General features: G+C 33.7%; 13 protein-coding genes. 5 read left to right on the top strand and 8 right to left on the bottom strand.

The features are described 5' to 3' along the window. The first annotated feature begins 192 nt into the window (after nt 1–192). A complete protein-coding gene (locus GCL60_RS15070) occupies nt 193–759 on the top strand; it encodes a GIN domain-containing protein (protein ID WP_153421497.1) in 567 nt (188 codons plus the stop codon). On the opposite strand, the gene GCL60_RS15075 is transcribed toward GCL60_RS15070, so the two are convergent. Continuing rightward, nucleotides 756–2,633 carry an NAD(P)-binding protein gene (locus GCL60_RS15075; protein WP_153421498.1) on the bottom strand — a complete coding sequence of 626 codons (1,878 nt, stop codon included), beginning with the start codon at nt 2,631–2,633 and terminating at the stop codon, nt 756–758. The genes GCL60_RS15070 and GCL60_RS15075 overlap by 4 nt on opposite strands. A 343-nt stretch (nt 2,634–2,976) precedes the next feature. Between GCL60_RS15075 and GCL60_RS15080 the strand changes: the two genes are divergently transcribed. Further along, nucleotides 2,977–3,516, top strand: a complete 540-nt coding sequence (locus GCL60_RS15080) for a hypothetical protein (protein ID WP_153421499.1) — start codon at nt 2,977–2,979, stop codon at nt 3,514–3,516. A 112-nt stretch (nt 3,517–3,628) separates the two neighbouring features. Further along, nucleotides 3,629–4,126, top strand: a complete 498-nt coding sequence (locus GCL60_RS15085; protein WP_153421500.1) for an SgcJ/EcaC family oxidoreductase — start codon at nt 3,629–3,631, stop codon at nt 4,124–4,126. 3 nt (nt 4,127–4,129) lie between these two features. Here GCL60_RS15085 and truB read toward each other — a convergent pair whose 3' ends face one another. The 6 genes from truB to GCL60_RS15115 form a co-directional block, all read right to left on the bottom strand. Continuing rightward, on the bottom strand, nt 4,130–5,125 hold the full coding sequence (gene truB, locus GCL60_RS15090; RefSeq protein WP_153421501.1) for a tRNA pseudouridine(55) synthase TruB: 996 nt from the start codon (nt 5,123–5,125) through the stop codon (nt 4,130–4,132). A gap of 8 nt (nt 5,126–5,133) precedes the next feature. Then, nucleotides 5,134–5,559 (bottom strand): 30S ribosome-binding factor RbfA, encoded by a 426-nt coding sequence (gene rbfA / locus GCL60_RS15095; protein WP_153421502.1) that lies wholly within the window; start codon nt 5,557–5,559, stop codon nt 5,134–5,136. Between the two features lie 14 nt (nt 5,560–5,573). Further along, entirely contained in the window at nt 5,574–8,885 is a 3,312-nt protein-coding gene (gene infB, locus GCL60_RS15100; RefSeq protein WP_153421503.1) for a translation initiation factor IF-2, read from the bottom strand. A 72-nt stretch (nt 8,886–8,957) separates the two neighbouring features. Continuing rightward, nucleotides 8,958–9,455 carry a hypothetical protein gene (locus GCL60_RS15105; protein WP_153421504.1) on the bottom strand — a complete coding sequence of 166 codons (498 nt, stop codon included), beginning with the start codon at nt 9,453–9,455 and terminating at the stop codon, nt 8,958–8,960. Then, nucleotides 9,424–11,040: a transcription termination factor NusA gene (gene nusA / locus GCL60_RS15110; RefSeq protein ID WP_153421505.1), complete on the bottom strand. Its 1,617-nt coding sequence runs from the start codon at nt 11,038–11,040 to the stop codon at nt 9,424–9,426. The genes GCL60_RS15105 and nusA overlap by 32 nt, the downstream gene beginning before the upstream one ends. A 59-nt stretch (nt 11,041–11,099) precedes the next feature. Continuing rightward, nucleotides 11,100–11,771, bottom strand: coding sequence for a hypothetical protein (locus tag GCL60_RS15115; protein ID WP_153421506.1), 672 nt, complete (start codon nt 11,769–11,771; stop codon nt 11,100–11,102). A 219-nt stretch (nt 11,772–11,990) separates the two neighbouring features. Between GCL60_RS15115 and GCL60_RS15120 the strand changes: the two genes are divergently transcribed. Beyond that, nucleotides 11,991–12,488, top strand: coding sequence for a YraN family protein (locus GCL60_RS15120; protein WP_153421507.1), 498 nt, complete (start codon nt 11,991–11,993; stop codon nt 12,486–12,488). Between the two features lie 26 nt (nt 12,489–12,514). Here the strand turns inward: GCL60_RS15120 and GCL60_RS15125 are convergent, their stop codons facing one another. Then, nucleotides 12,515–12,772: a hypothetical protein gene (locus GCL60_RS15125; RefSeq protein ID WP_153421508.1), complete on the bottom strand. Its 258-nt coding sequence runs from the start codon at nt 12,770–12,772 to the stop codon at nt 12,515–12,517. Nucleotides 12,773–13,078: 306 nt separating this feature from the next. Between GCL60_RS15125 and GCL60_RS15130 the strand changes: the two genes are divergently transcribed. Next, on the top strand, nt 13,079–13,540 hold the full coding sequence (locus GCL60_RS15130; RefSeq protein WP_272914833.1) for a transposase: 462 nt from the start codon (nt 13,079–13,081) through the stop codon (nt 13,538–13,540). Nucleotides 13,541–13,557 lie beyond the last annotated feature (17 nt).

The raw sequence follows: 13,557 nt of genomic DNA on the forward strand, positions 1-13,557 counted from the left end.
TCTAGTAGCAAATGACGGGATTAGAGTCAACGTCTAAATGCAAGGATTTTAAGAAATCTTTTCCAGGCTATTGACATCACTCCCTTTTTTGTTACCTTAAAAGTGCAGTCTGCTTTAAGTGATTTTTATTATAATTCATCCTAAAAATCTTTGTTTTAAAATTTTTTAATATTAAAAGTTAAGGATGTTCAAATGAGTATGTATTATCAAAATAGAGTCGTCGGTTATTTTTCATCAATTGCTATTGCAAATAATTTTGATGTCGAAATTTTTGTTGGTAAAAGCCAAGGCATAGAAGTAAAAAGTAAAGGCAGTTTTTTATCTAAAATCATTACAGAAGTAAACTCCTTTGGAAAACTTTATATTCATATGGAAGAAGGCTTTAACTGTCCTAACAGAGTACATATTATAATTCACACTCATATATTAAATTCATTATATATTAGAGACAGCGTTCATGCAAGCGTTTTGAATATTAAAGGCGGACATTTTAGTTTTGAAGGTACCGATTCCAGTCAATCAAATTTAATTGGATCTGTAGATAATTTTAAAGTGGTAGCCTTTGGATCTGCAAAATTAAATGCAGTTGAATTAGAAGCTAAAACAGCTTCTGTTTCCTGCAACCATTCTTCACAGGTACGTTTATTTGCACAAGATTCCATTGCTGGTGCAGCTTATGGAAATTGCAATGTGCACTATAAAGGCAATCCTGCAATTCAAGTTTTTAACTCGGGACAATCTTTTATTTCTGCGATTTAAACTTTTTTACTAAATTCATCAACAGCTCGATAAGCCATATCTATAGCTGTATGAGTAAAAGGAATCCACGAAGAATCCGAGTTCGCAATTGTTATGTTACCAACTGGTGCGCGAGCTATTTCGATTATTTTGTTACTTTCATTTAAATTATCGTATAATGAATTAAAAGTATAAGAATAACCGTGCGACCAACGGTTTATTGTTATACCTAATATATCTTTTTTATGATTAAATCCTGCTGCTCCAAACATTCTTTGTAATTGATTTCGGATATCTTTTTCTAATTCAGAAAATGGAGTAGATAATAACTTATAACGACCAATTCTTGATTTACTTCTTGCATCTAAATTAGGATCTATTACTGTTGGTACATGAACCAAATGAACACAAATAGGTTCATTTGGATTTTGTGAATGCTTATAGTTTCCAATATTAACAGGATAATCTAATTTAACTCTTGAGTAAGGCATTTTTGGCACATAAATTTCATGCACACCAAGTTTATAAAATGAATTCCAATTTTTAATAATCACTTTGCTATAGACAATACAAGCTTTAACATTTGCTGAAAGTGATTTTTTTTGTTCTTGTGACATATCACTTAAAATATGAGGAATCATCATATTATAACCTGCCATTACAGTATGCTTTGCCTGTACTTTATGAAGTTTTCCTTTTTTATCTAAGTAACCAATATTAACATTAGAATAAGGATCTGTAACGTTAACAACAGTGCTATTTAATCTTATTTTTACTAAATTATTTGGAATATCTAGCTTTGAATAATCAAATTTAGAAAGCACAATATCTTTCATTGAAATGCCAGGTGCTACTGCTGGGATCATTTTTCTAACTAGAAGTCTTGCAATTGAAGCATTTCCATCAGGAAAATGATAAATATAAGGGTCTTCAAATTCTGCTTTTCCCGGCCCTGCAAGTGGCGGTAAACTAAGACCATCTAAACCAGGTAATCCAAGAGTTCTTGCATCTAAAGCAGAAATGCCTTCAATTCCATTTGCAAAAAAATCATTACTTCTAGATTGAAAATAATGTATAGCTTTTTCACTTAACTTAACATTTTTTATTAAATAATTTTTATAACTTGTTTTTGATAAATATTCGATACATTCTTTAACACTTTTTCCTGGTAAATAATTAATTCTTTTTTCATGTAATGAAATTAGGCTTTCTTTATCCGAATTTGAAAGTGGAAATTCATTTATAAAATCTTTATATTTTTTCCCATTTAAATCATTTGGATCAATATCGTCTGCAACTGCTCTTCCTGGATCTCCAGAAACCATTTTATCTTGACCAAATGTTTCTTTATCAAAAAAAACACCTCTACTTAAACCCATTTTAGGATAAAAGTTTTTATTAAAACATCTACCAAGTTCATCTATATCAATTGAAATATCCTTTAATAAAGACAACGCAACTTTACTATATAAACTTTTTGGTGATTGTAATGATTCTGTTCCACCATATGACAAAATTAGCTTTCCATTAATATTAAATTCATTTCTTTTAGCATGGCCTCCAAAGTCATCATGATTATCTAAAATTAAAATTTTTGATTTTAAGCCAAACTTTAATTGATAAAATCTTGCAGCTGCAAGACCACTAATACCAGCACCAACTACGACGAGATCATATTTTTCTTCCGTTGCTAGGTCTTGAATAGAATATTTAAAACCATCCCTTCCTAATTTATGAGCATTCTCAAACGAACCTGGATGATTTCCTCTTAAACCAGTTAAAGAAGGAGGATAATAAGTCGAATTTTCTGCCGCATTTAAGATATCAATAGGACTTAATCCTGCAACAACACCAATCGAAACTCCATTAAGAAAATCACGTCTTGTAATGCTCATTTGGAATCCTTTCGTTTAAGTTAGCTACTTATATTTAGTAAAATTTATCCATACTGTCAAAATTATTAGCATAATTAAGAATATAGGATTATGGTAAGTTTCATTATTTTTAATTAAATTTAAACATATTATATAAGTTAATTAATTTCTGAATTAGAACAAATATTAAATTTTATATTAATATCTAAAATATTTATTCTACTTTTTTAATGATAATAATTGCAATTATCTTTTTAAAATAAAACATTTATAACTTTATTTTTTAAATATTTTAATTTATAAAAATTATTGCTGCAGTTTTTAAATTAAATTTTAGTCTATTTTCTTAAAGGATGATTTATAAATGAAAAAAATATTTACCAAATGTCTTTTTATTATATTGTTTTTTTATCCGATAGAATTATATGCACAATTTATATTATCAATTTTAAATAAGTCGGATACATATTTGGATATTGTTCATCCAGAAGAAAATGTATTTGTTACAAACTTATTCAGAGGTTCAACTCCCATAATCGAAATAAAAAACACATCTTATTTACTAAGAGACGAATTTTTTAATATTCAAAATGATAATTCATTTTATATTGATCAAAAAAAATATAAAGTAAATATATTTTACTCTTCAAATAACGAATGCTCATGGATTCACACTTTTGGATATATAAAAAAACCACACGGCTTTGGTCTAACCATTTATATAAATGACAAAGAAAGTGGAACAATTTGTGCAAATAAATACAGTATACTTGACTATCAAGTAAATTCTACTTTAGAATTTTACAAGACAAGTGAAAATAAAAAATCACTTAAATTTTCAAATGTAGGCTGGTGGGAAAATAATACAGTATATCCAACAAGCATTGAAATAAATTTAGATTAAAAAAATCATTCATAAAAATTCTTAAATAAATACATTTGAAATTATAAGACTAATCTATATATTAAAATAGTTGTTAAGATTATAATTCATAATATTTATGAAAGGTATTTAAATGATTCAGAAATTATTTTCTATCATCCCAAAAATAATATTTATTCTTTCACCATTAGTTGTTATTCATACAGTAGCAAATGCTTTGAGTAAATCAGATGAAAATTCCATTAATAATGTAATTATTAGTTATATGAAAGGCTGGAATGAGAATAATGCAGATAAATTTTCTGAATCTTTTTCATCTGACGCTGAGTTTGTTAATATCTTTGGCCAAAGATTTATAGGTAAAAAAGCTGTTAGGGACAGACATGAAGTTGTTTTAAACACTTTTTTAAAAAATACTAAACTAGAAGCAACTCAAATAGACTTAAAAGAAATAAAAAGCTCAAATGTAGTAATTGGACATATTAATTGGAAAATTATTGAGCCACATAATAAACAAGACGCTGAAAAAGTAGATTCACAAATTAAATATGGAATTTTTACACAAGTTTTTGTTAAAGAAAATGGCAAATGGCTTATAGTAGCTTCACAAAACACTCTTAAAAAAGACTAAAGTCTAATTAATTTTTTTCTTAGGCATAATTTTAAATACATTGTTTACTTGAATATATTCAATATCAGAATAAAACATAAATTCAAAATTTTGAATAGATACAAATATTTTATTATATGAACTTCCATTACGTAAAGAATTTAAATCTAATTTGCCTTCTAATACATCAGCTGAAACAAATATTACATTTCCAGAAGATAATTGTTTATGATACTCTTCATTTAAAACTACTTTAGGAATATTTGGTAACATTTCTTCTGGTGAAATCATTTTTTCAATAATTTGATCTGAAGAAATTTTACTATCTAATGAAAACACGATTGCATTTTCTACTGACCAAGGCTCAACATATTCTCTACGTAGTTGAGTACAATGCCCCACAGTTCCAATTGACTTTGAAATATCTCTAGCAAGAGATCGAACATAAGTTCCTTTGCCACAAAGTACTCTAAGTGTTATTGATTTAGCTTTTAAATCGAAAGATACAATATTAATTTTTTCAATTTGAATAATTCTTTTTTTTGTTTCGATGGAATCGGGGAGTTTACCAGTAGCCCTCATATATTCATATAAAGGTCTTCCGTTCATTTTCAATGCGCTATAAACAGGAGGAACTTGTTCAATATTACCTATAAATTGGTAAAGATTTTCTTGTATTTTTTCATTAAATTGTTCTGGTACCGCTTCTTCATTTATTACTCTGCCTGAATAATCTAAAGTATCTGTCTCGGTTCCTAATGATATTGTAAATAAATATTGTTTTTTTCCATCCATTATTTCGTCAGATAATCGAGTGGCACCACCAATTAAAACTGGAAGTAATCCAGTGGCAAAGGGATCAAGTGTTCCTAAATGACCGACCTTATCAATATTTAATATTTTTCTCATTGCAGAAACAATCTTGTGGCTATTAATTTCAGCTGCTTTATCAATCAAAACAAGGCCGCACAAATTTTTTTTATTTGTGCCCTTATTCTCTATATTTTTAGTTACATTCATTTGATTACTTATTTATGATTAGAGTTTTTTTCATCTGATGGAAAATCATTGTCATTAGAATTATTTCGACTTTTTTCGTCTTCTCGTAATTCATCACTTACTTTAGAAATGAGAGCTCCCATTTTAACAGAATACTCAATGCTATCATCATAATGAAAAATCACTGCAGGTGTATAACGAACAAGTAAAGCTTTTCCAAGCTCGCGTCTGATATATCCAGATGCTTGTTTTAATCCTTTTTCTGCTTCTTGGCGTTTTTGTTTTTCGCCAAGAACAGAAAAATAGACTTTTGCAATCTGAAGATCGGGAGACATTTTTACTGAATTTAAAGTAATGCCACGCACTCTAGGATCGGATATTTCTCCACGAACAAGCATTAAAGCAATGTGCTCACGAATTTGCTCCGCAAGTTGTAACATACGTTTAGTAGCCATGAAATCCTCTTACCTTAATTTAATGTTGCCGCAATTTCTTCGACAATAAAGGCCTCAAGAATATCACCAACCTTAATATCGTTATAATTTTCAACACCAATACCGCACTCAAAGCCTTGCGCAACTTCTTTCGCATCATCTTTAAAGCGTTTTAGTGAACCAATACGTCCTGTATAAATAACCACACCATCACGAACTATACGAACGTGAGAGTTACGAACTACTTTACCATCTGAGATCATGCTACCCGCAATAACTCCCACTTTTGGAACTGAGAAGGTATTACGTACTTCTGCATGACCAATCACTTTGTCTTGTTTGATAGGAGCAAGAGTTCCCACCATAGCAGCTTGAACAGCTTCAATAAGTTCATAAATAATGCTGTAGCATTGAATCTTAATGCCACCTTGTTCAGCTACTTGAGCAGCAACACGATCAGGGCGTACATTAAAGCCAAGTATTAAAGCATTAGAAGCTTTTGCAAGAATAACATCTGTTTCTGTTATGCCACCAACAGCGGCATGAAGAATTTTTGTTTTTACTTTAGGAGTATCTAATTTTAATAAGGAAGCGCGAATGGCTTCTGCAGAACCGTGAGTATCTGCTTTAATAATAATAGAAACTTCTTGAGCTTTGTCATCTGTACCAGACATCATAGCAAGCAACTCATCCATTGAGGAAGCACGCTGGCTTGAGAGATCTTTTTGGCGTTGTTTTTCAATACGGTAAGCAACAGCTTCTTTCGCAATCGCATCACTGACAACGCAGTTAAATTGATCTCCAGACGCAGGTACATCACTTAAACCGATAATTTCTACAGGTGTAGCAGGCTCTGCAACTGTAATTTTATTGCCACTTGCATCGTTCATTGCACGAACACGACCCATAGAAGTACCAACAACAATAAAGTCTTGTTGTTTTAAACTACCTTTTGTTACGATAACAGTAGCAACAGGGCCTCTTGCTTTGTCTAATTTAGCTTCAATTACAATACCTTCTGCAAGTGTATCTTTAGAAGCTTTTAGATCAAGAACTTCAGCTTGAAGTAAAATGGATTCAATTAAATCATTTAAACCTTGGTGTGTCTTAGCAGAAACTTGAACAAAAATGGATTCTCCACCCCATTCCTCAGGCATAACGCCTTGCTCAGATAATTCACGATTGATGCGGTCTAAATTAGCTCCCGGTTTGTCAATTTTGTTAATTGCAACAATGATAGGAACTCCAGCGGCTTTTGCGTGCGCAATCGCTTCCGAAGTTTGCGGCATAACACCGTCATCGGCAGCAACCACTAAAACAACAATATCTGTAACTTGAGCTCCACGAGCACGCATTGCCGTAAAGGCTTCGTGACCAGGAGTATCAAGGAACGTTAATTTTTGTCCTTTATAATCAATTTGATACGCACCAATATGTTGTGTAATTCCACCTGCTTCTTTTGCGGCTACATTCGCAGAACGAATGGCATCTAGAAGTGATGTTTTACCATGGTCAACGTGACCCATAATTGTGATAATTGGCGGTCTAGATACTGTGTTTGTATCATCATTTTTAACTGTTTTACGAGATAAAATGTCACCAATAGAAATACTTGAACTTTGAGTTTCAAAACCAAATTCTTGCGCTACAAATGTAGCTGTATCAAGATCAAGTTGTTGATTTATTGTTGCAGACATTCCAAGCTTCATTAAAACCTTAATTACAGCGCTTGCTTTTTGGCTAAGTTCACCAGCAAGATCGTTTACTGTAATAGATTCGTCAACTCTGACGATTTTTTTGGAAGCTTTAGTTGGATTTGCTGCTTCTGTCTTTTTAATTTCTTTTTTCTTAAATGATTGAGAGGTTTTTTTACGATTCGGAATCATTGTACGAACAACAACAGCCTGATCTTCGCCACCTTCAACTTCTGTATATATGTCTAAATCTTCTTCAGTTTCTTCGAGACGACGCGCATTTTTAGCTCGAATGCGACGAGCATCTTCTTCTTCGCTAATTCTACGTTTTTCTCTATCTTTATCTTTATCACGATCTTTAAGACGTGAAGGAACATCTTTTGTTGGAGTTGTTGGAGCAGCATCTGCGCCCATTACAAAAGGACGGCTACCTGGTGCAGCTGCTCCTCCTGGACGCGGAGAAAATCCGCCTCTATCACCACCAAAACCTTGTCCTGCTGGACGAGGAGCACCCGCTCCGCCAGCTCCAGCTCCTGTACGGAAAGAACCTTGACCAGAAGCATTATCACGAGCTCCGCCAAAACCTCCACCTTGCGGACGGCCTTGACCACCACCAGATGCACCCATACCAGGACGGCCACCTTGACCACCTCCAGTTGAGCTTCCTTGGTAACGGGAATCACGAGATCCGCCGCCGAAACCTTGTCCTTGTGGGGATCTTCCGGAGTCGCGACCACTTCCTCCCGCTCCACTACGAGGAGCATTGTTATCGTCTCTACGATAAGAGTTTTGTGCATTAAAACTTGCTGTCGTGTAGCTTTGTGGCTTCGAAGCAGGTTGTGGAACTGGAGCTGGTTCTGCCTTTCTAACAATCACAGCACCGCCATCCATTTTTGGGGCAGGGCTTGTTGATTTATTATTTTGTGCGTTAGCTCCAACTGTGGAAGCAGGGCGTACAACTTGGGCAGAATTTGAAGAACTTGGGGAATTGGTGGTTTGCACGTTATTGATCTCGTCACTCTCTTGAGAGCGCATAGCTGATGCACCTACTTCGGAGCCCTTTGGCGTATCGCTAAATACGCCATTAGTTCTTCCGGCGCTTGCCTCTTGAGCTTGAGCAGAAGCAGCTGTTGTCTCTCTGGAATCTTGGGTTGTTGATTGAATTCCTGCACCTGCAGGAGTTTTTAAAACTTTTTGATGATGTGTGGAATCGGAAGCGCCCTCTTCAGAGTCTTCTTCTATGCGATGCTTTGGCTCTTCTTTTTTTGCTTTTAGCGAATTTGTAGATGAACTTTCGTCATCATGCGCTTTTGCAGAAGAAGCGGAAGCTTTTTTTATAATTGTTGTTTTTTTTGTAGTTTGCTCATTTAATTGCATGTCATCATTACTTTTTGGAGCAACATCTTCATGGGAATCCGAAGAAACTTCTACTTTTCTACGAATAATGAGTTTACTAGCTGCAGCCTTTTGTGCAGCTTCTTTTTCAGGGTTTTTACCTGATCGATGAAATGCACGCAACTTTGCAGCCTCTGTTTCAGAGATTGCATTGAAGTGGTTTTTTACTTGGATCCCGAGTTCTTGGAGCTTAATAATGGCTGCCTTGGTCTCAATTCCCAACTCTTTAGCCAAATCAAGTACTCTAATGCGACTCATCAAATGCAGCTCCCAATAATAATCATGCCAGCAAGTACGGCATAGTATAAAAAATAAGACGTGCGATTATGACTATGAATTAGACATAACGGCGGACAAAACTTTAATAACTGCATCCTTGCGGCTGACAAGCATTGCTTTAACAGCTTTTTCTTTGCCAAAAAAGGATTTTCCAAGCAAAACGGAATCAGCGTTGATTTTAATTCCAAAAACTCTACTTTTATATTTAGCAAGTAAAGTTTCACAATGGCGATAAAAACGATCACTTCCATCATTAGAAAAAATAAGAACCCTAGAAATTCGGTTTGGGTCTTTCGATTTTTGCCGAGAACGCATAGAAACTAATCCAGCTTCTTCTGTTTGCAATAAAGTTTCAATACTTTCCAGACCACCACGGAGACTACCGCAGCGGCGAGCAAAGGCAAGCGCTTGAATCAAATTATCGTTTAATTCAATACACGGAACTTTTATAGTACCTTCAGGAGAAAAAGTCTGGAAAGACTTTTGCATTGTATGGAACAATAATTGATTTTCAGTTTCAGTTTCCAATAATCTTGGCAGTTTCAGCATGTAACTTTCCAGAAAGTTTAACAGGTAAACCTGTTTTATAAGCAATTTCGTCTGCATTTGAACTTGCAACAGAGTTGAAATCAGCAAATCCAGCAGTATGAATAACCGCAGCAATTTGTTCAGCAACACCTTTTAATTGCATCCAATAACGAAGACGTTCTACAGGAACATTTTTAGAATCTACTTTTTCAGGATCAAGAAGTGGCTGAGGACGTGTTTTAGCAACAATGTCGTCAATAGCAGCTTCTGCTTCCTCAGATTCGGTAGTTTCTTCATCTATAATGGGTTCGCCTAAATGAAATTCTTCAAGATCTTCATCTGTGCTTGACTCCGCATTTTGAGCTGCTTGAGTCGCAGCGAGTTCAGCTGCACCTTGTACAACTTGCTCAGCCTCTTCTGGAGTTAAACGAAGAAGTTTTACTAAACTACGGTGATCCATGCGAGAAATATCTGCGGGATCTTTATAACCTTCATTCACTAAAATTTCTGCGCGCATTTCTCCTAAAGCAGGAATTTGAGCAATTACATTTTTATACTCTTGAACGAGTTCGCGCATTTTTGATTCGGAGCGAATGTCAACTTTCCAACCTGTTAATTGAGCCGCAAGACGCACATTTTGTCCTCTTTTACCAATGGCAAGAGATAGATGCTCATCTGGGACAACAACTTCCATAATATGGAGTCTTTCGTTCACAATTACTTTTGAAGGCTCAGATGGTGCAAGTGCATTACACACAAAACGAGCTGGGTCACGATCGTATGGAATAATATCGATTTTTTCACCACGAAGTTCTTGAACAATTGCTTGAACACGAGCACCTTTGATACCAACACACGCCCCAACAGGATCGATAGATGGCTCTGTACTGTACACAGCAATTTTTGAGCGGCTTCCCGGATCACGAGCCGCACTTTGAATAACCACAATTCCTTCTGAAATTTCAGTTACTTCTTGCTCAAAAAGACGTATTAAAAGTTCAGGGTGAGCACGACTTAACATAACTTGAGGCCCACGAGTTGATTTTTTTACATCAACCACAAAAGCAATTACTTTGTCTCTAATTTTATATTTTTCACCAGGAATTTGCTCACGAACAGGTAAAACACCTTCAGTTGGTCCAAGATCAACAATAATGTCTGCTTTATCAAAGCGACGAACCTGACCTATAACAGTTTGGTGTTTTTTATCGCGAAATTCACGAACAACCTTTTCTTTTTCCGCTTCCATTACTTTTTGAACGATAGCTTGTTTTGCGGCTTGCGCAGCAATACGGCCAAGCTGATCCGTAGGAAGAGGTTCACCAATTTCGTCGCCAACTTGTAAGGAATCATCCATAACAATTGCTTCGGAAGTTGGTATTTGTTTACTTGGATTAACAAGATCTTCATCTGCCACTACTGTCCTGTAGCGAATAAGTTCTATTTCCTCAGTTTCTTCATTAAAGCGTGTTTCGAAAACGCAATCACCAAAATGTTTGCGTGCCGCTGTAAGAACGGCTTCTCTTAATGCGCCAATAAGAAGTTGACGATCGATATTTTTCTCTTTACCTACAGTTTCGATAACACGCTTCAAATCTATTTGCATTAAATGCACCTCAGAAAACAAGTCAAGAATTCAATAAATCTCAGCTCTATGAGATCCAACTATTTGGATTTTTTAAACGCTCCATTACGCGCCTTGTGCCTTGCAGCGTCTTTTGCCACTTTTACGGACTTTGACGAAGGATGAAAAGGAAGTGCAAAAGCAACTTTGATGTCCTCTAGAGGAACTTCAAACCGATGGGCACCTTCCACAAGCACAATGACTTTAAATCCTTTATTATCACAAATTTCATTTAAAACCATAGTATACTTACTTCTTCCAGCAACTTTTTGCCAGGTTTCTACAGTAAGCATATCTCCGACAGAAGCTTCAAAGTCTTCCAAATCGTGGAGCGTAGGCTCTGAACCTGGGGATCCTACACGAATATTAACATCATCCGCAAACGGATCGAGAGCGTTGGTAGTAAGAAGATACTTATGAATTTCAGTACATTCATCAAAAGTAAGAGCTGTTTCAGCCTGACGGGGAACTTTGCAAGCTTCTACATCAGCCAAAGAGTAGCCCTTATCTAAAATGATATCAACAACTGGCTCACCTTCTTCGTATAGAAAAAGCCAATTACGAATTCGCATTTTTAAAACCCCAGGATTTTCAACCTTGGTTTCCTTTAGTTCACTTAGAGCTTTTCTAAGATCATCTAAGATTTGTGTATGAAGTTGTTTAGTTAACAGCCTAGGGTCACTGATTTTATTAGTATCATTCGTAAGATACAAGATTTCTCCAACATTTTCGAGCAGGTTTACTTCAAAATTCGACCCAAAAGAGGGTAACTCTGAAAAAAGGCAAAACAATAAACAAATTGGGTATAACGTAATGCGTTTAAAATCAAATCAAATTTTTTAAGAAGTGTCCAAATATTTTATCTATCCCAAAAAAAGACAAATTTTTAGTAAAAAATATTTTTCTGAGCATAAAATTTTAGGGAAGACAAAATGACGAAGGATCACAAGAAAGAATTAGGAAAATGGGGTGAGGATCAGCTAGACAAATGGATGATTGAACAAGAATGGCATCCAATTGAAAAAAATTTAAGAATTCATGGAGGCGAAATTGATAGGATCTATATTTTAAAAAAACACACCGATGAAAAATTGTTTTGCATAGCCGAAGTGAAAACAAATATAATTTACAACAAATCTAATTTAAATTTATTATTAAGTGAAGTTGGAATTAAAAAATATATAAAAACTAGGCAAATGAAAAATTTATATAAAATTGGAGAAAATTACTTAAGCAAAGGATTTAGTAAAATTTTTTTAAGATTGTTCATTATTTTAAAAACAACCAAAAAAATAGATACATCCTTATTTGAAGGTAAATTTAGTCCTTTTAAATTATGTTTTAAAAGTAATCATTACTTTATTATTTCACTCGAACCAGAATTTACAAAAATTCAAGCAAGAAAAAGTTTACTACAAATTAAAATATGAAAATTTAAATTTCAATAAAAAATATTTTAATTAATCCAAGGAGGAGCTTTATCTTTAGTCCATTTAATCCATTCTATTTGTGGAAAATATTCTGGCAAATGTCCTGTTGCTAAATAAATTTCTTTAAATCCTTTATCATATATATCTTTGGCAAATTCCTCCCCTTTTTTTTCTTGCCCTAATTCAGAATCATTATAAATAGGAATATTAAAATTAAAGTCACCCATTTGTTCAAAAAATAAATAAGGATTATCAAAACATACTATATTTTTACCGGTTGACATCATTTTCCAGAGAGTATGAATAAAAGCGTCGTCATCTATTAAAATAGCATGAATATCTTTTAAAGTAGATTTGACTTTAGAAAAGAAATATATGGCCTCTTAATTTAATTAAGTATGAAATTAACGATGAATCTTTTTCTGGCTCATTATTTTTATTTACCAATAAAATAGAAGAAATATAAGAGATGTTTATTAGGGACTGTCCAACATAGAATTTAGAAGAAATTGACAGAATATAAAAGAAGGTGTTCAATTATTTTCGCTAAAAAGATAAAGGAACACCAGATGAGAAATATAAATCAGATAATGATTCTTGTGCAAGAGATATCTCTACTTTTTTTGAGTTATAAAACCAGAAAACACGAAATGAAAAATATACTGGGAGGAATTATTTGGATTTTAGTTACTGGATCGCAATGGCATTTATTACCACGAGAAAACTTTCCACCAAAAAGTACTTGTTATTATTGGTTTGAAAAATTTAGAAAAAACAATATTCTTGGAATTATATTGTTTAACATGTCTTTAAAAAACAAGAAGAATAAAGAATACCAAATAAAAGAAGCTTACATTGACGCAACGTTTACCGAATCTAAAAGAGGAGGAGATAAAATTGGGGGAACAAAAGCTGGAAAAGGGACAAAATTATTTGCAATTGTTTCAAGAAATAATAGAATATTACATTTGAGTCTAGAAAATGCAACGCCTCATGAATCAAAATTTATATTGCCAATAATAGAAAAGATGCCTAAAAAATTAAACCATTAATTCTTATTGGTGATAAA

Source organism: Silvanigrella paludirubra (assembly GCF_009208775.1).
Taxonomy (GTDB): Bacteria; Bdellovibrionota_B; Oligoflexia; order Silvanigrellales; family Silvanigrellaceae; genus Silvanigrella; species Silvanigrella paludirubra.

Coding starts and splice junctions, on each gene's coding strand:
- GCL60_RS15070 (WP_153421497.1), top strand. CDS start 193: ATGAGTATGTATTATCAAAATAGAGTCGTCGGTTATTTTTCATCAATT.
- GCL60_RS15075 (WP_153421498.1), bottom strand. CDS start 2,633: ATGAGCATTACAAGACGTGATTTTCTTAATGGAGTTTCGATTGGTGTT.
- GCL60_RS15080 (WP_153421499.1), top strand. CDS start 2,977: ATGAAAAAAATATTTACCAAATGTCTTTTTATTATATTGTTTTTTTAT.
- GCL60_RS15085 (WP_153421500.1), top strand. CDS start 3,629: ATGATTCAGAAATTATTTTCTATCATCCCAAAAATAATATTTATTCTT.
- truB (WP_153421501.1), bottom strand. CDS start 5,125: ATGAATGTAACTAAAAATATAGAGAATAAGGGCACAAATAAAAAAAAT.
- rbfA (WP_153421502.1), bottom strand. CDS start 5,559: ATGGCTACTAAACGTATGTTACAACTTGCGGAGCAAATTCGTGAGCAC.
- infB (WP_153421503.1), bottom strand. CDS start 8,885: ATGAGTCGCATTAGAGTACTTGATTTGGCTAAAGAGTTGGGAATTGAG.
- GCL60_RS15105 (WP_153421504.1), bottom strand. CDS start 9,455: ATGCTGAAACTGCCAAGATTATTGGAAACTGAAACTGAAAATCAATTA.
- nusA (WP_153421505.1), bottom strand. CDS start 11,040: ATGCAAATAGATTTGAAGCGTGTTATCGAAACTGTAGGTAAAGAGAAA.
- GCL60_RS15120 (WP_153421507.1), top strand. CDS start 11,991: ATGACGAAGGATCACAAGAAAGAATTAGGAAAATGGGGTGAGGATCAG.
- GCL60_RS15125 (WP_153421508.1), bottom strand. CDS start 12,772: ATGTCAACCGGTAAAAATATAGTATGTTTTGATAATCCTTATTTATTT.
- GCL60_RS15130 (WP_272914833.1), top strand. CDS start 13,079: ATGATTCTTGTGCAAGAGATATCTCTACTTTTTTTGAGTTATAAAACC.